The sequence below is a fragment of the Pseudoduganella sp. SL102 genome (genome assembly GCF_027856995.1).
Taxonomy (GTDB): domain Bacteria; phylum Pseudomonadota; class Gammaproteobacteria; order Burkholderiales; family Burkholderiaceae_D; genus Rugamonas; species Rugamonas albidiflava.
This window is the reverse complement of sequence record NZ_CP115554.1, coordinates 1872247-1897932: the sequence shown is the minus strand read 5'-3', so window position 1 is coordinate 1897932 and position 25686 is coordinate 1872247. Positions and strand designations below refer to the sequence as shown.

General features: G+C 59.2%; 24 protein-coding genes and 2 tRNA genes. 9 read left to right on the top strand and 17 right to left on the bottom strand.

The window, feature by feature from the left end; genetic code table 11:
- Positions 1-50 precede the first annotated feature (50 nt).
- Positions 51-851, top strand: coding sequence for a BglII/BstYI family type II restriction endonuclease (locus OU994_RS08000; RefSeq protein ID WP_281610317.1), 801 nt, complete (start codon positions 51-53; stop codon positions 849-851).
- A gap of 1042 nt (positions 852-1893) precedes the next feature.
- Here OU994_RS08000 and OU994_RS07995 read toward each other — a convergent pair.
- The 5 genes from OU994_RS07995 to OU994_RS07975 form a co-directional block, all read right to left on the bottom strand.
- Positions 1894-3096 (bottom strand): DGQHR domain-containing protein, encoded by a 1203-nt coding sequence (locus OU994_RS07995; protein ID WP_281610316.1) that lies wholly within the window; start codon positions 3094-3096, stop codon positions 1894-1896.
- A gap of 2 nt (positions 3097-3098) precedes the next feature.
- The gene (locus OU994_RS07990; RefSeq protein ID WP_281610315.1) at positions 3099-3506 is read right to left on the bottom strand and encodes a hypothetical protein; all 408 of its coding nucleotides are present in this window, start codon (positions 3504-3506) and stop codon (positions 3099-3101) included.
- A gap of 705 nt (positions 3507-4211) precedes the next feature.
- Positions 4212-4302, bottom strand: a tRNA-Ser gene (locus OU994_RS07985).
- 380 nt (positions 4303-4682) lie between these two features.
- Positions 4683-6680 carry an acetate--CoA ligase gene (acs, locus tag OU994_RS07980; RefSeq protein ID WP_281610314.1) on the bottom strand — a complete coding sequence of 666 codons (1998 nt, stop codon included), beginning with the start codon at positions 6678-6680 and terminating at the stop codon, positions 4683-4685.
- 169 nt (positions 6681-6849) lie between these two features.
- Positions 6850-8418 carry a methyl-accepting chemotaxis protein gene (locus OU994_RS07975; RefSeq protein ID WP_281610313.1) on the bottom strand — a complete coding sequence of 523 codons (1569 nt, stop codon included), beginning with the start codon at positions 8416-8418 and terminating at the stop codon, positions 6850-6852.
- A 280-nt stretch (positions 8419-8698) separates the two neighbouring features.
- Here OU994_RS07975 and OU994_RS07970 point away from each other — a divergent pair, with 280 nt between their 5' ends.
- From OU994_RS07970 to OU994_RS07955, 4 genes are all read left to right on the top strand, one after another.
- The gene (locus OU994_RS07970) at positions 8699-9307 is read left to right on the top strand and encodes a TIGR00645 family protein (RefSeq protein WP_281610312.1); all 609 of its coding nucleotides are present in this window, start codon (positions 8699-8701) and stop codon (positions 9305-9307) included.
- A 25-nt stretch (positions 9308-9332) separates the two neighbouring features.
- Complete coding sequence (locus OU994_RS07965; RefSeq protein WP_281610311.1) at positions 9333-10862, top strand: fumarate hydratase; 1530 nt, start codon at positions 9333-9335, stop codon at positions 10860-10862.
- Between the two features lie 291 nt (positions 10863-11153).
- Positions 11154-11990, top strand: coding sequence for a glutamate racemase (gene murI, locus OU994_RS07960; protein ID WP_281610310.1), 837 nt, complete (start codon positions 11154-11156; stop codon positions 11988-11990).
- 325 nt (positions 11991-12315) lie between these two features.
- A tRNA-His gene (locus tag OU994_RS07955) sits at positions 12316-12391 on the top strand.
- Positions 12392-12451: 60 nt separating this feature from the next.
- Here the strand turns inward: OU994_RS07955 and OU994_RS07950 are convergent.
- Both OU994_RS07950 and OU994_RS07945 read right to left on the bottom strand, forming a co-directional pair.
- Complete coding sequence (locus tag OU994_RS07950; RefSeq protein WP_281610309.1) at positions 12452-12742, bottom strand: hypothetical protein; 291 nt, start codon at positions 12740-12742, stop codon at positions 12452-12454.
- A 110-nt stretch (positions 12743-12852) separates the two neighbouring features.
- Positions 12853-13569, bottom strand: a complete 717-nt coding sequence (locus OU994_RS07945) for a Rap1a/Tai family immunity protein (protein WP_281610308.1) — start codon at positions 13567-13569, stop codon at positions 12853-12855.
- On the opposite strand from OU994_RS07945, the gene OU994_RS07940 reads away from it, so the two are divergent.
- The 4 genes from OU994_RS07940 (at position 13568) to OU994_RS07925 (ending at position 16696) form a co-directional block, all read left to right on the top strand.
- Complete coding sequence (locus OU994_RS07940; protein ID WP_281610307.1) at positions 13568-14602, top strand: acyltransferase; 1035 nt, start codon at positions 13568-13570, stop codon at positions 14600-14602. The genes OU994_RS07945 and OU994_RS07940 overlap by 2 nt on opposite strands.
- Positions 14603-14753: 151 nt before the next feature.
- Positions 14754-15422: a pentapeptide repeat-containing protein gene (locus OU994_RS07935; RefSeq protein WP_281610306.1), complete on the top strand. Its 669-nt coding sequence runs from the start codon at positions 14754-14756 to the stop codon at positions 15420-15422.
- A gap of 345 nt (positions 15423-15767) precedes the next feature.
- Entirely contained in the window at positions 15768-16127 is a 360-nt protein-coding gene (locus OU994_RS07930; RefSeq protein WP_281610305.1) for a hypothetical protein, read from the top strand.
- Between the two features lie 119 nt (positions 16128-16246).
- The gene (locus OU994_RS07925; protein ID WP_131147373.1) at positions 16247-16696 is read left to right on the top strand and encodes a hypothetical protein; all 450 of its coding nucleotides are present in this window, start codon (positions 16247-16249) and stop codon (positions 16694-16696) included.
- Positions 16697-17080: 384 nt separating this feature from the next.
- On the opposite strand, the gene OU994_RS07920 is transcribed toward OU994_RS07925, so the two are convergent.
- From OU994_RS07920 to OU994_RS07875, 10 genes are all read right to left on the bottom strand, one after another.
- Positions 17081-17449: a hypothetical protein gene (locus OU994_RS07920; protein ID WP_131147374.1), complete on the bottom strand. Its 369-nt coding sequence runs from the start codon at positions 17447-17449 to the stop codon at positions 17081-17083.
- Between the two features lie 153 nt (positions 17450-17602).
- Positions 17603-17779, bottom strand: coding sequence for a hypothetical protein (locus OU994_RS07915; protein WP_281610304.1), 177 nt, complete (start codon positions 17777-17779; stop codon positions 17603-17605).
- Between the two features lie 26 nt (positions 17780-17805).
- Positions 17806-18387 carry a hypothetical protein gene (locus tag OU994_RS07910; protein ID WP_281610303.1) on the bottom strand — a complete coding sequence of 194 codons (582 nt, stop codon included), beginning with the start codon at positions 18385-18387 and terminating at the stop codon, positions 17806-17808.
- 251 nt (positions 18388-18638) lie between these two features.
- On the bottom strand, positions 18639-18974 hold the full coding sequence (locus OU994_RS07905; protein WP_281610302.1) for an energy transducer TonB: 336 nt from the start codon (positions 18972-18974) through the stop codon (positions 18639-18641).
- Positions 18975-19007: 33 nt separating this feature from the next.
- Positions 19008-19340, bottom strand: coding sequence for an energy transducer TonB (locus tag OU994_RS07900; protein WP_281610301.1), 333 nt, complete (start codon positions 19338-19340; stop codon positions 19008-19010).
- Positions 19341-19391: 51 nt separating this feature from the next.
- Complete coding sequence (locus tag OU994_RS07895) at positions 19392-21164, bottom strand: methyl-accepting chemotaxis protein (RefSeq protein ID WP_281610300.1); 1773 nt, start codon at positions 21162-21164, stop codon at positions 19392-19394.
- A gap of 801 nt (positions 21165-21965) precedes the next feature.
- Positions 21966-22976, bottom strand: a complete 1011-nt coding sequence (dusA, locus tag OU994_RS07890; RefSeq protein ID WP_373922610.1) for a tRNA dihydrouridine(20/20a) synthase DusA — start codon at positions 22974-22976, stop codon at positions 21966-21968.
- A 250-nt stretch (positions 22977-23226) separates the two neighbouring features.
- Positions 23227-23796 carry a PEP-CTERM sorting domain-containing protein gene (locus OU994_RS07885; protein ID WP_281610298.1) on the bottom strand — a complete coding sequence of 190 codons (570 nt, stop codon included), beginning with the start codon at positions 23794-23796 and terminating at the stop codon, positions 23227-23229.
- A gap of 410 nt (positions 23797-24206) precedes the next feature.
- Positions 24207-24782, bottom strand: a complete 576-nt coding sequence (locus OU994_RS07880) for a PEP-CTERM sorting domain-containing protein (protein WP_281610297.1) — start codon at positions 24780-24782, stop codon at positions 24207-24209.
- Between the two features lie 121 nt (positions 24783-24903).
- Complete coding sequence (locus OU994_RS07875) at positions 24904-25473, bottom strand: DUF2867 domain-containing protein (RefSeq protein WP_281610296.1); 570 nt, start codon at positions 25471-25473, stop codon at positions 24904-24906.
- Between the last annotated feature and the right edge of the window lie 213 nt (positions 25474-25686).

Below are 25686 nucleotides of genomic sequence, written 5' to 3'. Positions count from 1 at the left end.
GTTTCCTTATGGCATAAAATAATGCCATTACAGATGACATCGGAGCCACAGTGTTTGACAGCCTTCGTCAGCAGGGATATGAAATAAGATTTCTGTCCCATGCTGAAGCTATCCTCAAGCAGGACTTTCCAGAAGCTAGCGAAGAAATTGAAAAATCGCTCGTGAATTTCAGCATTCCCATCACAGAAATCATCGGTTCAGGTGGAGGGGAAGCCCTTGGAACGCAACGTTTACGGCGAAGCCTTGCAGCCCAAAAATGGGTCAAAACTAAATTTGAGTTAGTGAAATCAATTAATGGGGTACCGCGCGAGTCGATTTCGCATGAAGTGGACCATGTGCGAGAGTTCGATTATGAAGGCGGTAAAGCCATCATTGCGATGGAGATTGAATGGAATAACAAGGATCCATTTTTCGACCGGGATCTGGAAAACTTCAAGCGCTTGCACGCTGAAGGTGGAATCAGTATGGGAATTATCATAACAAGAGGGACGGAGCTGCAGAACGGACTACGTGGCTTGGTTCGACGATTTACTATTGAACGCGATGTCCAGTCCTTTACGGACTTAAAATCCCTCGGGCTGAGGCCAACCAGCCGGCAGGTGAAAACAGTGAATGGCCGGGTGAATCGAAAGAAAAATCCGCTAGATTTCGGTGATGCATGGGCCACCCATTTCGTCTCAGACAAATATGGACAAGCAACTACTCACTGGCGGAAGCTCATGGACCGAGTGGATAGAGGTGTGGGTCATCCGTGTCCACTATTATTAATTGGTTTACCTGCTTCAATAGTAAGCTTTGATCCAACGGATCGAATCCAAATGGTAGAGGCAAACGAAGCGGAAGACGAGTAGTTCGGCTGTCGAAATATATAGCACCTACAAATAATTTTGAACTCATTCTAGCGGGACACTCTCCGCCAAGAGTTTCTGACTTCAATATTTCGCAGGGGTGAGGTAGCTCAGCTATGATGCCAAGCCCCTGAGTTGTGTTGATATAATCATCGAGATCGTCTGCGCGAATCATATCCCCCGAGCTAGGCGCGGAAAAGCGGAAGCCCGGCAGTTCGCTCGTTTCTTCGTGATTTCGATGGGATATGGCACGCCTGCTCAGCCAAAGGCAGACAGCACCGGGGAGTAATCGGCTTTATGAGCAGGCGAGCGCCCGCCCAATCGCAGAAACTGATAACCCTCAGCAAACCAAGTTCGAACCGATTCCCTCTCTCGAATACTTGCGGTCACTGCCCCTCTAATCCAGACGCTAAAATAGGGCGCTTCTGACAAAACTACGGCAGTTTTTGAATGCCGTCCTACTGCCCTCCCGAACAGATCTATACGTTCACCATATTTCCTCATTGACACAGCAACCATGCCGCACTGAGCTATCTGTAGTCGTCCATAAGAGGAATTGATATACTGAGGGTTGAATATAAGATAGTGTAGCGCCTTACGCCAAAAACGTCGCTCATCCCTTGCCTGCATTATTTCTCCGGCCGGGAAGGCTTTTCTCACTACCTGCGCTTATTAGGTAGATAAGGAGAGGATATCTAATGCAAGGCAATGGTCGCAACGTTAGTGATAATGAGCCACTAGCCTAGACATATAATGTACGATGGAAGCATCCCAGCTATACCGAGCGGAACATAAGCTCCCTAGTTCTTTGAGCATTGGATTGGTAACGGCAAGCTAAAACCAAACCCGTATTTAGTATGTTCTAATTCCAAAATAATGCGCTATCGAAATTCATTCGCATTATTGTATATTCCACCAATTGAACACAGCAAGTGAGCTTGGATCGAAACCCAATGAAGGAACGAATCAGACGCTCCAATCTCTTCCTACTTAATCTTGCTAAAAAGCCTAAAATCCGTTACATCTACACAACAGAAAAATTCAGTCACTTATATTTCTCCTCCAGCCCGGAATCAACCATAAAGGTTTTGTATAAGCCGCTCTCGCCACTACTTCCTGGACTAAAACGGTTTGTATTAAAGTCTTCATCTCTTAAGTTGATCTTATTGAGAATTGCCAGGAAATCATTCTTGGATAAGACTTCACCTTTCCAACGCAAACTCAAATAAACTGGCTTTAAAAACCGCATAAGCGCCCGGAATCCATTCGTCTTATCCAGCACCAAACCTTTCATTTCCGCAGGCCGCTCTGGCCCATCATTTTCATCCGTCATAGGCCACGCGCTCGGCCAACGTTCGGCGACGGCGGAAAAATAGTTTGATACTATATCGGCGATCTCAAGATCGCGCTCCTGTAGAAACAAGGATCGGAAAATTAATTTATTTCCTTTTGACTCATCCATCTTGGGTTTTTTGTGCCTTCGATAAAGGTCACGATCGTGGACTTTATCATCCGTTAAATAACAGATAAGTGCCTCAACAAAAGTAGCCTGCGTCAGAGTCTCTGTGAACTTCCCTTGCGTAGCGGTTCCGAGCCGCTTGATCTTTGAATAAAAGGGGCTCTTCCTATACGTATTTAGAGCGACAGCGATCTGGTGACAAGTCTTCTGTGGGCTACGAGCTTTGGACAGTTCAAATAGGTCGTACACCAAACTCTTATTAACCTTCGTTTGCGCTAAGTTTACCGTCGAGAAAACGTATGCCTGACTTTCGACGTCCATGTCTACGAAAATGCTTACATTTACGTCGAACTGCCGCCCACCGAATAATTGTAAGCCAGCGATCCGATGCTGGCCATCGAGCACTTGAGCGATACGAGTACATTCCAAATTTTCGCCGCCTTCATCCTCATCAGTGAAGTTTCGCAAAATCATACGATTTTCACTTTCGATATACTCGACATACCTACCGTCGATTGCCAATATAATGGCAGTGGGAAAGCATGCATCTACAGTATTAACATACTGACCAATTTCCTTCACTCGCGAAGTAGACAGTGGACGCTGAATTCCAAGGTACTGCTCGAACTGGCGATCTTCCTGTTCCATTCGGCGTACATCTGAGTATGTGATCTGACACAGTGTTTTTGCACTTATTGTAGCAATAAAGAAATCACCGATTGGCTGACGCACTTTCAAGCAAGGGAAGGACTCGCTGAACTTTTCGGTCAGAATACTTTGTTGCCTCATAGTTATCGTCCTTTATTTTCTTTATCTTCAGCATGCGCAGCCCAACGATCTGCAAAGTCTTTATCTTGCTTTGGCCCTGATGCATCAGCTGCTGAAAGCATCTTTTGGTACACCATTGTCGTATAGCGCAGCAAAAGAGCTGCAGCAAAAATGTAGTATGAAAGCGTCCGTATCGCATCCATATTTAAGCCCAACTTTATTTCTGGCACTAACGCTTCAATCTTCAATAATCCAAATACAGCCGCAGCACCTATGGCGAATCCTATAAGGGTAAATATATGCCAAATAGCACCAGGAAAAGGGCTTTTTCCACCCCGATCTTGCATTGCTGCGAGAAAAATTGGACTCGCAAACGAGACCGAGAAGATCAGTAACTCGCCGTTCGATACAGTTCCGATCACGAGATCCATTGCGCTAGTTGCTGAGTTTCGGCTAAGAACGCTCATAATGATCACTGTGATCCAAAACGTCATAGTAGAAAACACAAACGTGATGAAAAAGTCTTTAACGGCTGCTTTGTGGTCTTTGCGGCTACAATCGGCTAGCCCACCCACAAGCGGAAGGACCCGTAATAGGTCAAGCAGAAAACCTCCAACTTTCTGTAGGCAGTGGGGAATGCTCGCTAGAACTCGAGGTAGGTTCATGATTCTTCGGTGGGTACGTAAAGTGTTCTTATAGGCCTGTCGAGCAGATGAGAATCATGCAACAACTCCCTATGCGTTGCTTCTCGTAATGATAGGAGATGAAGATGTTACTTCAATACGCGACCAATAGATACGTCTTGGCAGCGAACAGATGCTTTGCAGTGAGCTGAGTTGCAAATATGCACGCGCGACTATATCTATAGGCCTAGGCAGTTACGCACCACGTCCAGAAGTTCACGACCCTGCCCGCAAATGACGACCATGCATGCGGCCATCATTGTGTAGGGATGGAATGCTAACAAGCGTTGGGCAAGCAACTTGAAGAGTTGTGGAGAAAGGCAAGAACGGCAAAATACAAAGCCCGCACTGGGCGGGCTTTCAAAGGCGAATTGCTTGGTTCACGTATCTTAAAACTTTCTGAGAGCAGCACTTGGTAGCGAAAAACCAGCCGCCGCTACTTCATTTTGTCCTTGGCGGAGAGAGGGGGATTCGAACCCCCGTTAGGCTATGAACCTAAACACGCTTTCCAGGCGTGCGACTTAAACCACTCATCCATCTCTCCTGCATTCTCCCGCGTTGCGAGAGGCGCAGATTATAGCAGGTGGCCTGTAGAGTGCAAAGTTTTTTCTCGAAAAGGGACGGGCGTGGTCAAGGGTCCCCCTGCAGGCCCACGGGCGCAAAACTGTCAAACCCAAGAACAAGGGCAATCGGGATCACGAAGGCCGTGCGCTGAGGAACCGGGGACAGGCACCAACCGCGAGAACCGGTGCCTTTCCCCTGGCGTCTAGGTAGCGGGATTAGACACCAACCCCGGAAGCAAAGGCTGGGGTCCGGAAGGAGCGCTGGCCTGCAGGCCAGCGCCGCATTGCAGGCACGGAGCAGTGCTCCGCGAAACCCCTGCAATGCCCCGCAGGGTCAGACCCCATGGCATAAGCCGCAGGCTTAGGCGGTTTCCTTGAGCTGCTCGAGGATTGCCGGGTTTTCCAGCGTGGAAACGTCTTGGGTGATCGACTCCCCCTTGGCCAGCACGCGCAGAAGGCGCCGCATGATCTTGCCGGAACGCGTCTTCGGCAGGTTATCCCCGAACCGGATCTCCTTCGGCTTGGCAATTGGCCCGATCTCCTTGCCCACCCACGTGCGCAGCTCGGCGGCGATCTTCTTGGCATCCTCGCCAGTAGGCCGGGCCTGCTTCAGCACGACGAAGGCGCAGATCGATTCACCGGTCGTGTCATCCGGCTTGCCGACCACGGCAGCCTCGGCCACCAGCGGATTGGCGACCAGGGCGGACTCGATCTCCATCGTGCCCATCCGGTGGCCGGAAACGTTCAGCACGTCGTCGATGCGGCCGGTGATGGTGAAGTAGCCGGTGTCCTTGTTGCGGATCGCGCCGTCGCCGGCCAGGTAGTATTTACCGCCCAGCTCTTCGGGGAAGTAGCCGGCCTTGAAGCGGTCCGGGTTGTTCCAGATGGTGCGGATCATCGAAGGCCATGGGCGCTTCACCACCAGGATGCCGCCCTGCCCGTTCGGCACGTCGGCGCCGGATTCGTCCACGATGGCGGCCATGATGCCCGGCAGCGGCAGCGTGCAGGAGCCCGGCACCATCGGCGTGGCGCCCGGCAGCGGCGTGATCATGTGGCCGCCGGTTTCCGTTTGCCAGAACGTGTCCACGATCGGGCAGGCTTCGCGGCCCACGTTCCGGTAGTACCACATCCACGCTTCCGGGTTGATCGGTTCACCCACGGTGCCCAGCAGGCGCAGGGACGATAGGTCGAAACTCTTCGGGTGCACTTTCTCGTCGGCGTCCGATGCCTTGATCAGCGAGCGGATCGCGGTCGGGGCGGTGTAGAAGATCGTCACCTTGTGCTTTTGCACGGTTTCCCAGAAGCGGCCGGCGTGCGGGAAGGTCGGAACGCCTTCGAAGATCACCTGTGTGGCGCCAACCGCCGTGGGGCCGTAGGCGATGTAGGTGTGGCCGGTGACCCAGCCGATGTCGGCGGTGCACCAGTACACGTCGCTGGGCTTGATGTCGAAGGACCACTTCATCGTCAGCGCGGCCCACAGCAGATAGCCGCCGGTGGCGTGCTGCACGCCTTTCGGGGTGCCGGTGGAGCCGCTGGTGTACAGGATGAACAGCGGGTGCTCCGCTTCCACCCATTCCGGCTCGCATTCGGCGGCCTGGTTGTCGACCAGGTCGGACAGCCAGATGTCGCGGCCTTCGGTGAAGGCGATGTTGCCGCCGGTGCGCTTGTAGACCACCACATTCTTGATCGTGTCGCAGCCGCCCATGGCCAGCGCTTCGTCGACGATGGCTTTCAGTGGCAGCTGCTTGCCGCCGCGCGATTGCTCGTCGGCGGTGATCACGGCCACGGCGCCGGCGTCGATGATGCGCTCCTGCAGGCTCTTGGCCGAGAAGCCGCCGAACACCACCGAGTGCGTGGCGCCGATGCGGGCGCAGGCCTGCATCGCGGCCACGCCTTCGACCGACATGCTCATGTAGATCACCACGCGGTCGCCCTTCCTGATCCCGAGGGACTTAAGACCGTTGGCGAACTTGCACACCTTGGCGTGCAGCTCTTGATAGGTGACGTTGGTGACGGTGCCGTCGTCCGCCTCGAAGATGATGGCGGTCTTGTCGGCGTTGCCGTTTTGCAGATTGCGGTCCAGGCAGTTGTACGACACGTTCAGCTTGCCGTCCTCGAACCATTTGTAGAACGGCGCGTTGTCTTCGTTCAGCGTGCGGGTGAACGGCGTTTGCCAGTCCACGTTTTCGCGCGCCAGGCGGGCCCAGAAGCCTTCGTAGTCGCGCTCGGCCTCGGCGACCAGCGCGTTATACGCTTCCATGCCGGATACGGCGGCGTTGGCCGTGAAGTCCGCGGGCGGGTTGAACACGCGTGTTTCGCCGAGGCCCTGCTGACCTTGTTGTTCGGTAGCTGCGTTCATGCTTTGTCTCCATCGTGGTAGTTATTTGCCATGACAGTAAGGCGAGGCGCTTACAACGCCCTTACAGGACGCGCGTGCCCGGCAAACCGTACTGCCATTCTAACCACAATGAAAAAAGCGGGAGGGTGGCCGCAGCCGCCCTCCCGCCCGGATACCGCGACGGTGACTGTCAGTTGCGGTGCGCCAGCAGCGTGCGGCCGGCAGGGGCCGAGCTGTCGAGGCGGAACACGGAGACCGCCTGGGCCAGGCCGGCGGCCTGTTCCTGCAGCGATGCGGCGGCGGCGGAGGCCTGTTCCACCAGCGCGGCGTTCTGCTGCGTGATGTCGTCCATCTGCACGATCGACACGTTGACCTGCTCGATGCCGGCGCTCTGCTCCACCGTGGCGTTGGTGATCTCGGCCATGATGTCGGTCACGCGCTTCACGCCTTCCACCACGTCGTTCATCGTGCTGCCGGCCTGCGACACGAGGCGGGTGCCGGCATCCACTTTGTCCACGGAGTCGCCGATCAGTTGCTTGATTTCGCGGGCGGCGCTGGCCGAACGCTGCGCCAGGTTGCGCACTTCGGAGGCCACCACGGCAAAGCCGCGGCCCTGTTCACCCGCGCGGGCCGCTTCCACCGCGGCGTTCAGCGCCAGGATGTTGGTCTGGAAGGCGATGCCGTCGATCACGCCGATGATGTCGACGATCTTGCGGGCCGACGCATTGATCGCATCCATCGTGGAGACGACTTCGCCGATCACGGCGCCGCCTTTCACAGCCACGTCGGAGGCCGACTGGGCCAGCTGGTTGGCCTGGCGCGCGTTGTCGGCGTTCTGGCGCACGGTCGTCGTCAGCTCGCCCATCGAGGCGGCGCTGTGCTGCAGCGAGCCAGCCTGGTTTTCGGTGCGCTGCGACAGGTTCAGGTTGCCGGCGGCGATCTCGCTGGACGCGGTGGCGATGGTATCGGTACCGCTGCGCACCTCGGAAACGATGCGCACCAGGCTGTCGTTCATGTCCTGCAGCGCGCGCATCAACTGGCCGATCTCGTCGTTGCTGCGCACCGTCACGCGGCTCGTCAGGTCGCCCTTGCTGACCGTTTCGGCGAGGTGCAGCGCGTCGCGCAGCGGCAGCGTGACCGAGCGCACCACACGGTAGCCGGCCGCTACGGAAATGGCGATCGCCAGCAGCACCGCCACGATCATCTCGTTGCGGTTGGCGGCGTTGGCGGCCAGCAGGCGGTCCACTTCCTCGCTGGCGCGCTTCTCCTGCATTTCGATCAGCGACTTGAAGCCCTTTACGGTGGCGGCGCCGAACTTGTTGGTGTTGTTGGCGCGCCATTCGGCGGCTTCCTCGGTCTGGCCGGCCGAATACAGTTCGAACCAGCGCGGGCGCGAGGCGAAGTACTTGGCATACGAATCCCTCAGCTGCGCCAGGCCGGCTTTCTCTTCGTCCGAGTGCGGCAGTGCTTCGTAGAGCTTGAGGTTGTCCTCGATGATGCCGGCCCATTTCTGCTCGTCGCCCAGGATCTTGGCGCGGCCCTGCTCGTTGGCCGTCATGAAGTTGGCCACGCCGAAGCGCAGTTCCCACATGGCGTTCTGCGCGGCCACCAGGCCGGCGCTGCTGTTTTTCAGGTCGCGGATGCCTTCGTTGTTGCGCGCGACGCCTTGCAGGGAGAGGCCGCTCACCACGAGCAGCAGGAAGACCAGTACACCCAGCACCATGCTGATGCGGGTGCCGATTTTCAGGTTATTGAACATTTGTTGTTTTTCCGGAGTTGGCGCGGGCGGCGGGGACAGGGCCATTTCGCGAAGTGCATGCCGGCCAGTGGCTGCAGGGGGATGGGCAGCGGCCGAAAGGCCAAGATTGTAAATCGAAGATGTTGCCGTAACCAAACATTACATTCACTTTTGTTTCAGCTCAGCAACAAGCGCACAGATAACAGGCAGCAGACGGCCTGGCCTTGAGCTGCGGCAAGGGGCGCTCAGGTGTAGAATGTCGGGTGTTTTTATCCGCACCACCCACCGGAGCCACTATTCGATGACCGATCCGAAGTTTTCCAACGGACGCCGCCTTTCCCCCATCGCCTCCTTCATCTTCATGTCCCGCTGGCTGCAGCTGCCGCTGTACCTGGGGCTGATCCTGGCGCAGTGCGTCTACGTGTTCCACTTCTGGGTCGAGCTGAAGGATCTGATCGGTGCCGCGCTGGGCAACCAGGCATCGCTGGAGCACATCATCGCCGCCGTCACGGTGCCTGGCGCGCCGCCGCCCACCAAGCTGAACGAAACCACCATCATGCTGGTGGTGCTGGGCCTGATCGACGTGGTCATGATCTCGAACCTGCTGATCATGGTGATCGTGGGCGGCTATGAAACCTTTGTCTCGCGCATGAACCTGCAGGATCACCCGGACCAGCCGGAATGGCTGTCTCACGTGAACGCCTCGGTGCTGAAGACGAAACTGGCCACGGCGATCATCGGCATCTCGTCGATCCACCTGCTGAAGACCTTCATCAACGCCCAGGTGTACGACGCCAAGACGCTGATGGCGCAAACCCTTATCCACATTGCATTCCTGCTGTCCGCCATTGCGATCGCCTATACCGACCGCCTGATGACCGGAACGCAAAACGGTTCCAAGCATCACTAATCCAGCCAATCGCAAGAGAACAGTCATGACCATCATCAAGCAAGAAGACCTGATCGAATCCGTGGCCGCAGCGCTGCAGTACATCAGCTATTACCATCCGGCCGACTACATCCAGCACCTGGGCCGCGCCTACGAGTCGGAGCAGAGCCCGGCCGCCAAGGATGCGATCGCGCAGATCCTGACCAACTCGCGCATGTGCGCCGAGGGCAAGCGTCCGATCTGCCAGGATACCGGCATGGTCAACGTGTTCCTGAAGATCGGCATGGGCGTGCGCTTCGAGGGCTTCACTGGTACCGTTACCGACGCGGTCAACGAAGGCGTGCGCCGCGCGTACAACTTCGCGGACAACAAGCTGCGCGCATCGATCGTGGCCGACCCGCACTTCGAGCGCAAGAACACCAAGGACAACACGCCGGCCGTGGTGCACATGGAACTGGTGGAAGGCAACACGGTGGACGTGGGCGTGGCTGCGAAAGGCGGCGGCTCCGAGAACAAGACCAAGTTCGTGATGCTCAATCCTTCCGACTCGCTGGTGGACTGGGTGCTTAAGACCGTGCCGCTGATGGGCGCCGGCTGGTGCCCGCCGGGCATGCTGGGCATCGGCATCGGCGGCAGCGCCGAGAAGGCCATGCTGCTGGCGAAGGAGTCGCTGATGGAAGACATCGACATGTTCGAGCTGAAAAAGCGCGGCCCACAGAACAAGCTCGAAGAGCTGCGCATCGAACTGTGCGACAAGATCAACGCGCTGGGCATCGGCGCGCAGGGCCTGGGCGGCCTGACGACGGTGCTGGACGTGAAGATCAACATGTACCCGACGCACGCTGCGTCGAAGCCCGTCGCCATGATCCCGAACTGCGCCGCCACGCGCCACGCGCACTTCGTGCTGGATGGTTCCGGCCCGGCCTATATCGAGCCGCCGAAGCTGTCCGACTGGCCGAGCGTGTCGTGGGCGCCGGATACCGAGAAGTCCAAGCGCGTCGACCTGAACACGCTGACCAAGGAAGAAGTGGCCTCGTGGACGCCGGGCCAGACCCTGCTCCTGAACGGCAAGATGCTGACCGGCCGCGACGCCGCGCACAAGCGCATCCAGGACATGCTGGCCAAGGGCGAGCCGCTGCCGGTGGACTTCACCAATCGCGTGATTTATTACGTGGGCCCGGTAGATCCGGTGGGCGACGAAGTCGTGGGCCCGGCTGGCCCGACCACGGCGACCCGCATGGACAAGTTCACCGACATGATGCTGGAGAAGACCGGCCTGATCTCGATGGTGGGCAAGGCCGAGCGCGGCCCGGTGGCGATCGAATCGATCCAGCGCCACAAATCGGCTTACATGATGGCCGTGGGCGGCGCCGCTTACCTGGTGTCGAAGGCGATCAAGAACGCGCGCGTGGTCGGCTTCGAAGACCTGGGCATGGAAGCGATCTACGAGTTCGACGTGGTGGACATGCCGGTCACGGTGGCTGTCGATTCCACCGGTACCTCGGTGCACCAGACCGGGCCGAAGGAGTGGGCGGTGAAGATCGAGAATCTGAAGGCTGAGGGCGCGCTGGCTTAAGGTTTATCCTCGCCGGTCGGCTGGCATGCATTCACCCCAACGGCGGATGGCTGGAGTGCTTGCGGGTCGGCAGGCGTGCGTTCACTCCAACGGCGAAGGGCTGGGGTCAGACCCGACGGGGTGAAGCAGGGGTTTCGCGAAGCATGCTTCGCGCCTGCGGAACGGTGCTGGCATGCAGGCCAGCACTCCTTTCTGACCCCGGACTCTGCTTCTGGGGTGGCCGCATGCAATTCGGCGCGCCAACTATTTCCACCACGCGACACGCCGCATCCCTCGAACCAGGAGCCCCTGATGACCCATCCCACCCATCCCGTCAATGCCGATTCCCCGATCGGCATCTTCGATTCCGGCGTGGGCGGTCTGTCGGTACTGCGCCACGTGCATGCGCAGCTGCCGCACGAGCACCTGATCTATTTCGCCGATTCCGGTCGCGCGCCCTACGGTGACCGCGAAGAGGAATGGGTGATCCAGCGCTCGCTGGCTGTCACCGCATTCCTGCTCGGGCAAGGCGTCAAGGCACTGGTGGTGGCGTGCAATACCGCCACCGTCGCCGCCATCAAGGCCATCCGCACGCAGTGGCCGGGCGTGCCGATCGTCGGCGTGGAACCGGGCCTCAAGCCGGGCGCCGCGGCCACGAAGTCCGGCAAGGTGGGCGTGCTGGCAACCGACCGCACGCTGCACAGCGAGAAACTCCTGACACTGCGCGACCAGATCGCCGCTGCCACGCAAACCGAATTCCTGCTGCAGCCGTGCATCGGCCTGGTCGACCAGATCGAGCTGGGGCAACTGGGCTCGGCGGGCACCATGGCGCTGCTGGAACAGTACGTGGTGCCGCTGCTCGACGCCGGCGCCGATACGCTGGTGCTGGGGTGCACGCACTACCCGTTCGTCGAGCAGGCAATGCGCGACGTGGTGGCGAAGCACACCACCCAGCCCATCGCGCTGATCGACACCGGCGACGCCGTCGCCCGCCAGCTTGCCCGCCTGCTCGAAGGCGCCGGCATGCTGCGCCCCGCCGGCGTGCCCCACCTGCGCGGCTACACCACCGCCAGCGCCGCCGTCCTCGCCGAAGCCTTCCGCGCCCTGCTCTCGCTTACCCCGCAAGTCGAAGCCGTCGACGTCGCCTGAGTGTTGCCGGAAAAACGGTGACAGTCACCATTTTCCGGGAAACATTTCCAGAAAAACGGTGACAGGCACCATTTTCTGAAGCCGTCGACGTCGCCTGGCATCGCCGGAAGACAGTGCCAAAAAACCGGTGACAGGCTCCGATTTCAACAATAATCGGAGCCTGTCACCGGTTTTTCACTTACTCCACGGAAATATTTCCTCAAACCGGGGTCTGACCCCGGTTTTTGGAAACTTTCCGGGAAATAGGGGTTTGCCAGATGCCAATCGGCCTTGTATAATGCGGCCTCTGTTGCGCTACTGGCGAAACAGAAAACGTAGTTCAGTGGTGGCTGTAGCTCAGTTGGTAGAGTCCAGGATTGTGATTCCTGTTGTCGTGGGTTCGAGCCCCATCAGCCACCCCACCGAATTCAATGAAAAAGGTCACCTGCTCCGGCATGTGGCCTTTTTTGTTTTGCGTCCCGTTACTTCAACGGCCAGAACCAAACCTCCATCGCGCCGAAGAAGCAGGTGCGGGCGCACACGGGAAACCCGCTCGCGGCGGGCAGAACCAGGTCGATGTGGCCACCGCTGTTCGGTGTGCCATGAATACGGAAGAACGAAGCAACGCCGGCTCGTCTGCCGATACCATCCCTGGCAGCCTGCTCGCCCTTGTACACTTCAGGATTTCCCCAGATCCGCTTCAGGATCTGTGAGAGCTTCCCTTGTCCGGGTTCAATCCGCTTTCCCTTCAGGCGTCCACTTTTTGCCGCCATCCCTTGCTCCGGGCAGCTTCACTCCGGCTCGAAGCAAGGCCACGCTCATCCGGATCGCACATGTATCGTAGAAAGCAGGGTTGCTGGTCAAATCGGACCAGCCAATTTCCTCATACAGCGCCTCGCGTTTTTCGCTCTGCGGGAAATTCTGTTCCACCTGATTGAACAACGGCTTCATGATTACCTCCTTTGACGGGACACGGAAACCTGCGACGCAGCAGATCGAGCAGGAGAATCGACGCGTTTTTCTTCCGCTCCGCGGCAGGAAGCCTGGCGATGTCGGCGGCGAGTTCGTATGCAAGATCTGGCGTTTTCAACTGATTTACATCGCACCAGTCATGGCCTTCGGCGCCATCACGCACGCCGTCGAGGTAGCTATAAGCCTTTTCGCGCAAGGTGTATTCATAGCTGTCAAGCGCCTTGGTGCTGCCTATCATTTGGATGAATCGGTCGCCGGTCAGCGTGTAGGCGTAAGCGGATTTGGTATGCGCAACGCTGGGGAACAATGTAACGAAGCCTGAAATGATGAGTAGCGCAGCCTCTTTTAATCCGATGACAGCCTGGAACTGATGGGATGGGGGCACCTGCTGCAAGAAAAAACACTGGCGGGCTGGCGGTGGCGAGTGATACATGTGAATGTCTCCGAAAGATTGACTATCAAAGTTTGCTACCGAGGTTATCTCCATTGATTGCGCCGGATCGAAGCCATCCACAAAGCAATGGGGAAGCACGGTTTTGTTGTTTTCGTGCTTGTTGGTAGTTGCCATAAATACATTTACCGCCATTTTTGCTGCATACTTGTGCAGCGGAAAAATGGAGGTTCCCATGGCGCAGGCCGATCGGCAAAACAACTTCAACCTGATCCGGTTGATCCTGGCGCTGTGCGTCATCCTGTCCCACTCCCCCGAGCTGACCGATGGCGACAACCATCGCGAGCCGCTGATGTGCCTGTTCGACACGATCCCGCTCGGGTTCGCCGCGGTCGACGCGTTCTTCGTGCTCAGCGGCTACCTGATCGTGCAGAGCTGGGATCTCGCTCCCAGCGCGAAGCAGTTCCTGCGCAGCCGCATGCTGCGGATCTATCCCGGCTTCCTGGTGGCGAGCGTGATCTCCGCCCTGCTGGTCGGGCCGCTGGGTGCCGACGCCGCCGCGTATTTCACCGCGTTCGACATCGGCGCTTTCGCCAGCGGGGCACTGCTGTTGCAGGCGCCGGTGGTGCCGCCGGTCTTCCAGGGCACGCCGCTGCCGAAGGTGAATTTGTCGATGTGGACCATCTCGTACGAATTCGCCTGCTACCTGCTGGTGCTGGCCGCGGGGCTCACCGGCGCGCTGCGCATCCGCCACTTCTGGCTGGCGATAACGCTGGCCGTCCTCGGCGCCCTGGCCCTGTCGAAAGTCGTGCACTTCGACGTGGGCTTGCTGCGGCTGCCCAGCTTCTTCCTGACCGGCGGCTGCTTCTACATCTACCGTGACAAGATCCGCCTGGATGGCCGCGTCGCCATTGCCGTGACGGCGGCCGTGATTGTCTGCATGTTCTCGTGGAGCGCGAGCGAACTGGCGCTGGCCACCGGCGGCTGCTATGCGCTGATCTACCTGGCCAAGAAACCGTCGGCATTCCTGAACCGGTTCAACGCACTGCCGGACGTTTCGTACGGCACTTACCTGTACGCCTGGCCGATCCAGAAACTGCTGGTCTGGTATTTCCCCGGCATGTCGCCATGGCTGGTGTTCGCCATCGCCGCCCCGGCCGCACTGGCGCTGGGCGCCGCCAGCTGGTTCGCCATCGAAAAGCCGGCACTCAAGTTCAAGCGCCCGGCAGTGCCCGCCGTTCCCCACGAAGCCGACCGCGCCGCCGCCTGACAGCCAACCCGCATCGCCGGCGCGTTCAACAGCCCTCTTCGCGGGCCAGCACGCGCCAGCCAGCAGCCCCTATAATTGCCGCCTTCGCCGGCAAAGTCCTCACTTGATCCCCATGGGATCGCGCTGGCGCATCCGCAACCACTGGAATCCGATGCACGTCGTAGAACAAACCCTGACCCGCGCCGATGTTGAAAGCGCGATCGCCCAAGGCACCCCCACATTCGAGCACTGCGACCTGGATGGCGCCGACCTGTCGCGGCTGGACCTGCGCGGCGCGGCCTTCGTGAACTGCAGCGTGGCGGAAACCTCGTTCTATGCGGCGAAATTGACGCACACCACATGGCAACGCTGCCGCGGCCGCCAGGCGGATTTCGAGTCGGCGGATGCTACCGACGCCCAATTCCACGGCTGCGACCTGAACAACAGTAGCTGGCGGCGGGCCAGGCTGGCTTCGGCGCTGCTCAAAGGTTGCAAGCTGACCGGCGCGAATTTCGAAGAAGCCGCCCACCTGGGACTGGCGTTCGAAGACTGCCTGCTGGTCGGCGCCGACATGCGCCGCATGTCGTTTCGCAAGGCGACCCTGGTCCAGCTCGATTTCGCCGATGCCGACCTGGCCGGCTGCGATTTTCGCGACACCTTGTTCCACGGCGGCAGCCTGCGCAATGCCAACCTGAAAGGCGCGCGCTTCGACAACGCCGACTTGCGGGAAGCGGATCTCGGCGGGCTCAAGCTGTCGGACATCAAGCTGTTCCAGGGCGCCCTCATCTCGCTGCGGCAGGCGGCAGAAGTGCTGGCGGAGATGGGCTTGCGGGTCGGCTGACCGCCGGCGATCCCGACCGGCAGGCTTCGTTTCATACCCGCCTCGCCTTCTTTCGCGCCCCGTTCCTCCAGGTCCACGCCACGCCGGTCTACTTTTCATCGACATGGCCTGCTGGCTAATTCCGCTCTATCTGTTCCAGATCAAACGTCCGCAGCTTGCCAGCAGCCCCCCCCCGACAGGCGGTAAAACCGTTGCGCGACCCGCGTGGTTTATTGCCCACGATTCCAGTAAATTTAATCGCAATGCCCTAAGGAAACTTTATAATTGGTGCAGTTTGCCAATTTAAATTTCTTTAAAGAACCTGTCTGCCCGTCCCGGTCCAGCAGGCTACTCGCAAGGCCGTCGATGAATCAGCAAAAAAGCGAAGCACTGCCTCTCTCTCCCGGATTCGTGCTGAAGGAAACGGCTGCGGGTCTGGGCCAAGCCCTGTCCCGCTTCCTTGGGCGCATGCTGGGTAAAAGCGCGCCAGCAGAGCGCGCGCCGCTCAATGTGGCGATCCCGAAGAGCAGCATGGCTGGACAACGCCTTCCGGACGAGATTTCCTGCGAAACGGAACAGCAGGCAGTGGATCTTTGCAAGGAAATGATCGCCTGCGGATACATGGCACAGGTACATTTCAACGCGTATGACTATGCCTGGTCGGTGGGCATCAGCGCCGCGATGGATACCGAGCAAGATATTCCGCAGGCACACGCCGATAAATGAGGTTGTTTCGCACGGAACCGTTGTTCGGTGGGCGTCCAGAGTGAAATATCCCGAATGAGTTGCGCCACGGAATTTATTTGCCGGTACAATATTGGTATTGCCAAATACTAATAACCACCATGTCCTCCGCCGCTCCCGCATCGAAAGAATTTTCCACGTACAGCAAGGACACCCCCACCGAGCGCCCGGGCCTCGATGGCCGCGCCGGCGTGTTCGTGCCCACCGATGCACTGGACCTGGGCAACGGGCCGATCCGCAAAGGTTCGGGCATTGTCGGCTACGGGAATCCCGATGGCACGCTGACCGTGTACTTCGAATCGAACCGGTTCGAGGAAACCAGCCTGCACAAGTGGGAAAACAAGGTGCGCAAGGCGTACGACCGCCTGGTGATGGTAGCGCCAACAGTTTCAAAGGCAAAAATGAATGCCAGCACGCTGGAACTGGTGGGCTATATCGACGGCGCCGGCATCCAGCTGAAGCAGCCCGACAGCGTGAGCCTGTGGCTGAAAATTTCGGATGCGCTCGACACCGCCCCCGAAAGCAGCGTGATTACGTTCGGTCGCCGCTGATCCGCGTAAAAAATGCGCAGCCAGAAAAGCTGCGCATGTCGACGGGCGTTCCTCCTACAACTCGCCCCACCTTTTGCCGATGACGCCGGACAGGCGCCCACTTAAGATGAACTTAAGTCAAAAGGAGCCCATCATGGCACGGCACATTCCCCTCACCTTCAGCACCATCCTGCTCGGCCTGGTCGGCACGTCCACGTACCTGCTGTGCTCCACCGACCTGCTGCACAACGCCACGTTCTTCCTGCTGCACTAAGCGGGCTGCACTGAGCGGACTGCACTGAGCGGACTGCACTAAGCGGGCTGCATTGAACAAGCAGCATTGAACTAACGCAAGAAAGCCGGCTGTATCGAGCCGGCTATCAGCGTTCAAGGCCGCGGAACAGATCAACGGCGACCGCGCCAGCCGCGGCCGTGGTGACCACGCCCCCAGCCGCCGGAACGGTGGCTCCACACGAAATCGAGTCCGATCGAAATCGGCGGATACCAGTATGACGGTGCCGCATACACGGGCGCCGGCGCATAGACGGGTTGCGGCACATACACCGGCTGCGGCACATACGTCACGGCGGGCAGCGGCTCGGTGGTGTAGGTAACGGTCGACCCGTTCCTGGCCGCGGTGCCCGGCGCCACCGGCGTTACCGACACGGTGCGCCACTGGTATGGATCGACAGGTTGCGCGGCGTAGTAAGGGCCGGGAACGGCACAACCAGCCAGCACGGTTGCCACGACAGGCAAAATCAACAAGCTTTTCATGGTAAATCTCCTTCCCAATAGAGAACTATAGGGAATTTCCAGCCCGCCCGCCGCGGATTTACACACCGTTACAGCGGCAAACAACAGCGCAATATTCAATGTTGCCCATGCCTGGAAAACAGCCGCGCGGCCTCGCCACGCAGCTGGCAATCCTCAATGGTGGCGAGCCTGCTTCTTGCCGCCACCGGCGCCTTCATTGCTGCCTGCCTTGGTATGGCTGGCCGCTTCCTTGCCGCTCTTGGCTTTCTTGTTCGAGGGCGTGGATTTCACTTCCGCCTCGGTGGCGGACTGCTTGTTCTGGTTACCCGTAGATTTCGATTGCGCCATCATTTTCCTCCATCGGTTGATTCGGCAAATCAAATATACGGTATGTCGCAATCATCGAGCGCACGACCATTCGCGTCGCGCCGCTGCGCGCAGATTTCAAAGCGCACGCCATGGTCGAAATCCATCCGGTACACCTTCCCGTAAGGCAGCGCGACGCCCTGTTGCAGTACCTTGCGGTATTGCAGCGCCGGCACATCCGTGGGAATCGCCATCGACGTATGGAAGTTGCGCCGGCGGTCTTGCTGGCGCCGATGTACATCCACCAGCACGCCCAGGTCCAGCGTAACGCCGCCGGCCATGTAGGCATAGCGCGTGATGGTGCGCGACGTGCTCAGCACGCCCCATGCGCACGGCACCGCGCCGGTGGCTTCTTTCGCCGGGCAATTCTTGATCTGCGCCAGCGGGAAGATTTCCTCGTGGCCGGCCAGCTGCAGCAGAGGCCAGGTGGTGCGCACCCCGTCGCGCTTGCCGGACAGCGGATTCGTCCACGTCACCGCGTTGATTACCGAGACGGTCTGCTTCAGGCGCGCCGGATCGTTCTGGTTGCGCATCATCGTGCAACCGGACAGCAGCGCCAGCGACATCATGGAAAGACAAAGCGGGGTTTTCATGGCAATCGGCAATAAGAGACAGTCACCAGATTAACAGATGTGAGCGCATGTAACCGCACGCACGTGCGGAACAAAACCGGGACAAAAAAAAGCCGGCGTGAGCCGGCTAAAGAGGTAAAGCAGGTAAAACAGGTAAAGCAGGAATTCTTGTCACTGCGCTTGTCAATGCGCTTGTCACTGCGCTTGTCAATGCGCTTGTCACTGCGCTTGTCTATGCATTCGCCACGCGCCGGTCAGGCGCGCTCGGGAAATCAGTCCAGTTTCCAGGCGTAGTCGACCTTGGCCCAGGTTTCGGCCGGTGCGCCATCCTTCGAGCCCGGCTTGAACTTGCAGGCGGACAGCGACTTGATGGCCGCCTTGTCCAGGTTCTTGAAGCCGCTCGATTTGTCGAGCTTGGAATCCTTCACCTCGCCGCCGGCCGAGACCAGGAACGACATCGATACCGTGCCCTGTTCTTCGTTCATCAGCGATGCCTTCGGATAATCGGCCTTGCAGTTCTTGGCATCGAAGGAAGCCGGCACTTCCGCAGCGGAAGCGGCACCAGCGAAGAGCACCGCGGTCAGTACACCCATGAAACGCTTGTTCATCTGATTTCCCCTTGTGTTATCAGCTACGGTTGATTACAGCGCCCAAACGTAATCGACCTTGGTCCAGGTCTGGGCCACGGCGCCGTCTTTCTTGCCCGGCGTGAACTTGCATGCGGTCAGCGCCTTCAGTGCCGCCTTGTCCAGGTTCTTGAAGCCGCTCGATTTCTCGACTTTCGATTCCACCACGTCACCGCTCGTGGACACCAGGAAGGCCATCGTGACCGCGCCCTGCTCTTCGTTCAGCAGCGAGGCTTTCGGGTAGTCGGCCTTGCATTTGCGGGCATCGACGGAGGCCGGGGTTTCGGAAGCGAAGGCGGCGCCAGCAACGAGGGTGGCAGCGAAGAAGGTGATCAGATGCTTGTTCATATTATTTTTTCCAGAAAGTTGTGAATTGAGGTTGTTGTCTCGTTTGTTTGCTTAGAATTCTTCCCACTCGTCCGCGCCGGCCGGGGCGGAAGCCACGGATTTCTTCGGCTTGGCGCTATCGGACTTGGCAACAGCGGGCTTGGCGGCGATGGCCGGCGCCGGCTTGCGGGCGGCAGGCTTGGCAATCGCCTTGACGCTGGCCGTGGTCGGCACGGCCTTGGCGGCGGTGCTCACGGCTTCGATCACGGCGCGCTCTTCGCCTGCTTCCAGCTTGAAGATCGATACCACGCGGGCCAGTTCGCCAGCCTGGTCTTGCAGGCTTTGCGCGGCGGCGGCCGCTTCTTCCACCAGCGCGGCGTTCTGCTGGGTCATGCCGTCCATCTCGATGATCGAGCGGTTCACCTGCTCGATGCCGGCGCTCTGTTCCTGGCTGGCGTTGGCGATCTCGCCCATGATGTCGGTTACGCGGCGCACCGAAGCCACCACTTCATCCATCGTCACGCCGGCCTGGCCGACCAGCTTCGAACCGCGCTCCACCTTCTCGACGGAGTCGCCGATCAACGCCTTGATTTCCTTCGCGGCGCCGGCCGAACGCTGGGCCAGGTTGCGCACTTCGGAAGCCACCACGGCGAAGCCGCGGCCCTGTTCACCGGCACGGGCTGCCTCGACAGCGGCGTTCAGTGCCAGGATGTTGGTCTGGAAGGCGATGCCGTCGATCACGCCGATGATGTCGACGATCTTGTTGGCGGACTCGTTGATCGAGCTCATCGTGTCGACCACCTGCGACACCACGGCGCCACCCTTGCGGGCCACGTCGGAGGCGCTGGCAGCCAGCTGGTTGGCTTCACGGGCGTTGTCGGCGTTCTGCTTCACGGTCGACGTCAGTTCTTCCATCGCCGACGCGGTTTTTTCCAGCGACGATGCCTGCATTTCAGTACGGGACGACAGGTCGATGTTGCCGGCGGCGATTTCACGCGATGCCGTGCCGATCGTTTCGGTACCCACACGCACCTGGCTGACGATGCCTACCAGGCTGTCGCGCATTTCCTTCATTTCGGACAGCAGGCTTTCCTTCGCGGCGCCGCTCGTGTCGATCGAGATCGACAGGTCGCCGTTGGCAATGCTGCCGGCGATCGACGCCGTGTAGTCCGGCTCGCCGCCCAGCTGCTTCAGCAGGCCACGGGTGATGGCGATCGCGGCAGCCACCGACAGCAGCACGGCCAGCACGCCCATGCCGATCATGAAGTTACGGGCGCTGGTGAAGCCTTCCTTGGCTTCGATCGCGGACTGCTTGTTGACCTTGTCTTCCAGCGCGCCCAGCTGGTCCAGCGCTTCCATCCACTTCTTCTGCGCAGGACGGATTTCCTTGATCAGCACGCGGGTGGCGCTCATCGCGTCATTGGCCAGCCAGAACTGCGAAGCGCGCTCGATGGCGGGCATCGCCACGCCTTCATGTTCCTTGATCGCCGCCAGCAGCTTCTTTTCTTCCGGGGTGCCCTCGATCGCGAACTTGGCTTCCAGTTTCTGCAGGTCGGCCTGGTATTTTGCGGTCTGTTCCTTGATGCGGGCAAACTCCGGTTCCATGTCGGCCGGGTCGGACATCAGGGTCAGCACGCGCAGCGAACCGATGCGGTCGGCAACGTTGTTGCGCATGTCGATCACCAGGCGCGTTACCACGTTGTTAACGCTAACAACGTGATCGAGGCGATCCTGGATCTGCGCCAGGCGGAAAATACCCACCACGGTCACGGCCACCAGGAACACCAGTACCAGTGCGAAACCAAGCGCCAGCCGGCTGCCTACCTTCATTTTGCTAAGATTCATTTCGACTCTTCGTTATTTGGAGTTATGTGACACCTGGCGATCAAGATCGGGCACCGCCAGCTCTACCTCGTGAAACTCTTCTTTTTCAGAATTTTATATTTCCATACAGCACTGTATTACGGTAGCAAGCTTTGACTGCGCATGCAAAGCAAGAGGAAGAAAAGGCGGAACATCTGTAGCTTTTCAGTCCTGTTCCACACATCGAAAGGAGCTAAATGTGTGTCCATAAGGAAAGTATAATTCTAGGCCTTGCTTACGGGCAAGCGAAATCCTACGCACAAATGCGTATTGTTGATTTCTATGGGGAAATTACGACAGATTGGCCGGAATGCGCACGAAACTGAGCGTTTCGGGCGATTTATGAACAAAAACAGTGCGTTGGCGCACCTGAACGATGCGTGCACCATGCCGGAACGCCGGCGACATCAGGCGAAAGACAGTGACAGGTACTGATGCCCTTGCGTTAGCGGAATGCGATATGTCCGCGGCGCTGGCGTATTGGTGTCGGACACCGGCCTCCTGGTGTCGGACACCGGTGTTCGCATGATGTTGCCGACTTATCAAGAAAAGCCGGTGTCCGACAAATTTTCTGGATGAAACGTCCGGAAAACATGTCCGACACCGGGCACGACATCCTCGCTTCACCGGTCATCGGTGCCACACAGTGGCCTCCAGGGCAGAAGCAGACCCACAAAAAACAATTGCCTGGAAAATGGGGACGGACCCCTTTTTCCAGGCAATTTTCTTGAGCACAGGAGTACCGGCACGTTCCGGCCTCCCTGCCTCCCAACCTTGCTTGTCCTATCGCCTCAGCGCTTCCAGCAGCAGCCCGGGATCCCCGGCAGCCAGCCGCTTCGAGTCCGACAGCGTCTGCCGGAACTGCCGCGCGCCGGGCAGGCCCTGCATCAGGCCCAGCATGTGGCGCGTGATCGTGTTCAGTTTCAGCCCGCGGCCGCCCTCCTTCGCCAGCTGCGCGGCGATATACGGCATCATCGCGCGCAGCACTTCCTCGCGGCTTTTCACGGGCGCGGCATCGCCGTAATACTTGCTGTCGAACGTGGCCATCAGGTAGGGGTTGTGATACGCCTCGCGGCCCAGCATCACGCCATCCACGTGCGCCAGGTGCTGGTCGATCTCGGCCTCGGTCTTGATGCCGCCGTTGATGAGGATCTCGAACTGCGGAAAATCGCGCTTCAGGCGGTACGCATATTCGTACTTGAGCGGCGGGATTTCGCGGTTTTCCTTCGGCGACAAACCCTTCAGGATCGCATTGCGGGCATGGACGATGAAGGTGCTGCAGCCGGCATCGGCCACGGTGCCGACGAAATCGCGCACGAAATCGTAGCTTTCGGTTTCATCGATGCCGATCCGGTGCTTGACGGTCACGTCGATCGATACCGCGTCGCGCATTGCCTTCACGCAGTCGCGCACCAGTTCCGGCTCGGCCATCAGGCAGGCACCGAACGCGCCCTTCTGCACCCGCTCGGAAGGGCAGCCGCAGTTCAGGTTGATCTCGTCATAGCCCCATTTCTCGCCCAGTTTCGCCGACGTTGCGAGATCTTTCGGGTCGCTGCCGCCCAGTTGCAGCGCCACTGGATGTTCTTCCTCGTTGAAGCGCAGGTGGCGCTCCACGTCGCCGTACACCAGCGCGCCGGTCGTCACCATCTCTGTATACAGCCAGGTGTGCTTCGTGATGTGGCGATGGAATACGCGGCAGTGGCGGTCGGTCCAGTCCATCATGGGGGCGACGGACAGGCGGCGGCCGCGATACTGTCCGGCAGACTGGCCACGATCCTGCCCGGATCGGGCAATCGGCGTCTCGGAAACTTCGGCGGGGGAGGTAACGGTGTTCATCGCGGCGGGGAATCGAACGGGGCCGCACATTATACAGGCACCGGCGGGCGAAAGCTGCCTGCCCGCGAGCCAATTCCCGCCTGCTGATCCTGTTCCGAAATATCCATCCGCCGCATCCATCCGCCGATCGCGGCGCGGCGCGGGCGGCAACCAGTCATGCAAGCATGCCCGGCCGCCGTGATCCACCAAGGCGGCCGGGCCGTGCCGGTTACTGCTGCTTGCGCCGCTTGGCCGCAGCGGCCAGCAACAGCATGCCGGCACCGAACATCGCATAAGTGGTCGGTTCGGGTACCGAACTGATCAGCTTTACCGTCTCGATCGTTTGCGGAGTGAATTCATCCTGCGTCCACTGGCCCTCGTTGCCCTGGCCCGAGAGAGTCCAGGTAAACGCTTCGCCGACCACGTATCGGTAACTTTCCGAGTCGGTGGTGCCCCAGTCGCCCGGGTACGTATAGCCGTAAAACCCTGTGAAATCGACGCCACCGGCCGCGCTATACGAGAACGCGGAAACGCTGCATTCGTAACCCTCCCGGCAGCTCACAAGATTGTGCCAGTCAACACTCAAGGAATCGAGCTCGTCCAGGCTGAGGATGCTGTCGTTGTTCGCATCGATCCCGCTGAACCTTGCGGTATGGGTATAGGTAGGGTTGAACTCATACGAACCATCTGGACGGCTCAGTTGGAACCCCTGCCATGTGACTTCCCATTCGTCCGCCATAGCAGCCTGCGCCGACATGCAGCATGCAGCGAGAACAGCCGCCTTCAACATCTTCTTCATTCTTGTTTCCTTTCAGGGTTAGACCCGTCACGTGGCGAATATTGTCTGTAAAACAATTATAAAAGAAACATGCCAGTGAACCGTGTAGCTGTTGACTTAGCGCAACACTAGCAGGATGCAATCGGCTTGGCTTATCGCCCACGATCCTCCCCGGATTGCGCGATTTGCGTCTAGAAATTTTCGGCGGGCGAGGTAACGGAGTGCAGCGCGGCGGGGAAGTCGAACGGGGCCGCACGCTATACAGGCACTGGCGGGCAAAATCTGCCGACTACGCAGCCGATGTTCGCCCGCCAGTGCTGTTCCGCCAAATCCATTTGCCGCAGCCGTCCGCCGATCGCGGCGCGGGCGGCAACCGACCATGCAAGCATGCCCGGCCGCCGTGATCCACCAGGGCGGCCGGGCCGCGCCGATTATTGCTGCTTGCGCCGCTTGCCCGCAGCGGCCAGCAACAGCATGCCGGCACCGAACATCGCATAGGTCGTCGGTTCGGGTACCGAGCTGATCAGCGTTACGGTTTCGACGGTCTGCGATGTGAAAGCATGGTTCCACCATTCGTCCGAGCTGCCCTGGCCCAGGTGCATCCAGCTGAAATCCCCACCGACCGTGTACCCGTAGTTGTCGGAGTCGATGGTGCCGGACCACTCATCCACATAACTGGATTGGTAAAATGCCGAGAATTTCACGCCGCCGGCCACGCTGTACGAAAACGCGGAAACGCCGCAGCTATAGTTCTCGCCCGGACAGCTGGTAACGTTGCGCCAGTCGATTTTGAGGGAATCGAGCTCATCCAGACTAAGGACGCTGTCGTGATTGGCATCGACACCGCTGAACCGTGCAGTGTGGGTCAGCTCGGGAGCGAATTCCATCCCCCACGGACTGATAATTTCAAACCCCTGCCATGTGACTTCCCATTCGTCCGCCATCGCGGACTGCGCCGACATGCAGCATGCTGCGAGAATAGCCCCCCTCAACATTTTCTTCATCATTGCTTCCCTTCAGGAGTTGACCCGTCGTTCGACAAATATTGTCTGGAAATCAATTCTAAATGAAACATGTCTGCGAGATCTGCGCTTGTTGATCTAGCGCAACACTTGCAAGATGCAATGATCAGGGCAGCCTATCGGTCATCGTGTCGTGCACCTTCGCGAGTGCTCCGGCACCGTCAGCGCCCACCCCCAGGCGTATCCGCCGCATCACCGCGGGCACGATCCGCCGGTGAACAGGCGCGACGAAGAACATGTAGACATGGCCCAGCGGCCGGTGCACGTGCACCACGGTCGACATCGACAGCTCACCGCCTTCCCGGCATACCGACACCTGCACGTCCAGGTGCCGGTCCGAATCGCCAAGGATCACTTCATCGTCGAACACGTGACGCAACTCGAAGATGCCGATCCGGTCGCCGGGGCGGTAGGCGCTGGCCGGCTTGTTCCGGTCGAATTCGCCCAGCGCGCCGAGGTCCTTCAGCCCGATGCGCGACACCACCGCGTTACGCAGCGCCATCAGCCGGTCAACCCATGCCGGCGTGCGCACCACCGTGTCCAAATAGAGCTGCAGCGCGGAGCGGGGATCGGACGCCAGCGCCATGCGGTAGCTGTCGTGGAAGTGCGCACCCGGGATGGTGCGGTGGAGCCGGCTCGCGGCCGGAACCGGTTGCTTGGAGATGGTTGCCGTCATGGGCCCAGCATAGCGCAACGCCGGCAACCGCGTGGAACGGCCCGCGGCCGGCGCCGGCGGAACGATCACCTTGTTGATTGAATCTCGCCGTTCCGTTGACACCCGCTGAGCGAGTCCCGATACTCGTTTGCCATTCCTGCAAGCATGACGGGACCGACGGCGGCCCTGGCCGCGCCCGTGCCGCATCCACGCCGGGCGCCCGCGACGAACACC

What these genes read in the sequence shown, in the direction of transcription:
- OU994_RS07895 (WP_281610300.1), bottom strand. Translation starts at nt 21,164, where the DNA reads ATGAATCTTAGCAAAATGAAGGTAGGCAGCCGGCTGGCGCTTGGTTTC.
- OU994_RS07910 (WP_281610303.1), bottom strand. Translation starts at nt 18,387, where the DNA reads ATGAAAACCCCGCTTTGTCTTTCCATGATGTCGCTGGCGCTGCTGTCC.
- OU994_RS07995 (WP_281610316.1), bottom strand. Translation starts at nt 3,096, where the DNA reads ATGAGGCAACAAAGTATTCTGACCGAAAAGTTCAGCGAGTCCTTCCCT.
- OU994_RS07885 (WP_281610298.1), bottom strand. Translation starts at nt 23,796, where the DNA reads ATGAAGAAGATGTTGAAGGCGGCTGTTCTCGCTGCATGCTGCATGTCG.
- OU994_RS07935 (WP_281610306.1), top strand. Translation starts at nt 14,754, where the DNA reads ATGCACGTCGTAGAACAAACCCTGACCCGCGCCGATGTTGAAAGCGCG.
- OU994_RS07905 (WP_281610302.1), bottom strand. Translation starts at nt 18,974, where the DNA reads ATGAACAAGCGTTTCATGGGTGTACTGACCGCGGTGCTCTTCGCTGGT.
- OU994_RS07875 (WP_281610296.1), bottom strand. Translation starts at nt 25,473, where the DNA reads ATGACGGCAACCATCTCCAAGCAACCGGTTCCGGCCGCGAGCCGGCTC.
- OU994_RS07945 (WP_281610308.1), bottom strand. Translation starts at nt 13,569, where the DNA reads ATGGGAACCTCCATTTTTCCGCTGCACAAGTATGCAGCAAAAATGGCG.
- OU994_RS07925 (WP_131147373.1), top strand. Translation starts at nt 16,247, where the DNA reads ATGTCCTCCGCCGCTCCCGCATCGAAAGAATTTTCCACGTACAGCAAG.
- OU994_RS07970 (WP_281610312.1), top strand. Translation starts at nt 8,699, where the DNA reads ATGACCGATCCGAAGTTTTCCAACGGACGCCGCCTTTCCCCCATCGCC.
- murI (WP_281610310.1), top strand. Translation starts at nt 11,154, where the DNA reads ATGACCCATCCCACCCATCCCGTCAATGCCGATTCCCCGATCGGCATC.
- OU994_RS07920 (WP_131147374.1), bottom strand. Translation starts at nt 17,449, where the DNA reads ATGAAAAGCTTGTTGATTTTGCCTGTCGTGGCAACCGTGCTGGCTGGT.
- OU994_RS07880 (WP_281610297.1), bottom strand. Translation starts at nt 24,782, where the DNA reads ATGATGAAGAAAATGTTGAGGGGGGCTATTCTCGCAGCATGCTGCATG.
- acs (WP_281610314.1), bottom strand. Translation starts at nt 6,680, where the DNA reads ATGAACGCAGCTACCGAACAACAAGGTCAGCAGGGCCTCGGCGAAACA.
- OU994_RS07965 (WP_281610311.1), top strand. Translation starts at nt 9,333, where the DNA reads ATGACCATCATCAAGCAAGAAGACCTGATCGAATCCGTGGCCGCAGCG.
- OU994_RS07990 (WP_281610315.1), bottom strand. Translation starts at nt 3,506, where the DNA reads ATGGATCTCGTGATCGGAACTGTATCGAACGGCGAGTTACTGATCTTC.
- OU994_RS07950 (WP_281610309.1), bottom strand. Translation starts at nt 12,742, where the DNA reads ATGGCGGCAAAAAGTGGACGCCTGAAGGGAAAGCGGATTGAACCCGGA.
- OU994_RS07930 (WP_281610305.1), top strand. Translation starts at nt 15,768, where the DNA reads ATGAATCAGCAAAAAAGCGAAGCACTGCCTCTCTCTCCCGGATTCGTG.
- OU994_RS07900 (WP_281610301.1), bottom strand. Translation starts at nt 19,340, where the DNA reads ATGAACAAGCATCTGATCACCTTCTTCGCTGCCACCCTCGTTGCTGGC.
- OU994_RS07915 (WP_281610304.1), bottom strand. Translation starts at nt 17,779, where the DNA reads ATGATGGCGCAATCGAAATCTACGGGTAACCAGAACAAGCAGTCCGCC.
- OU994_RS07940 (WP_281610307.1), top strand. Translation starts at nt 13,568, where the DNA reads ATGGCGCAGGCCGATCGGCAAAACAACTTCAACCTGATCCGGTTGATC.
- OU994_RS07975 (WP_281610313.1), bottom strand. Translation starts at nt 8,418, where the DNA reads ATGTTCAATAACCTGAAAATCGGCACCCGCATCAGCATGGTGCTGGGT.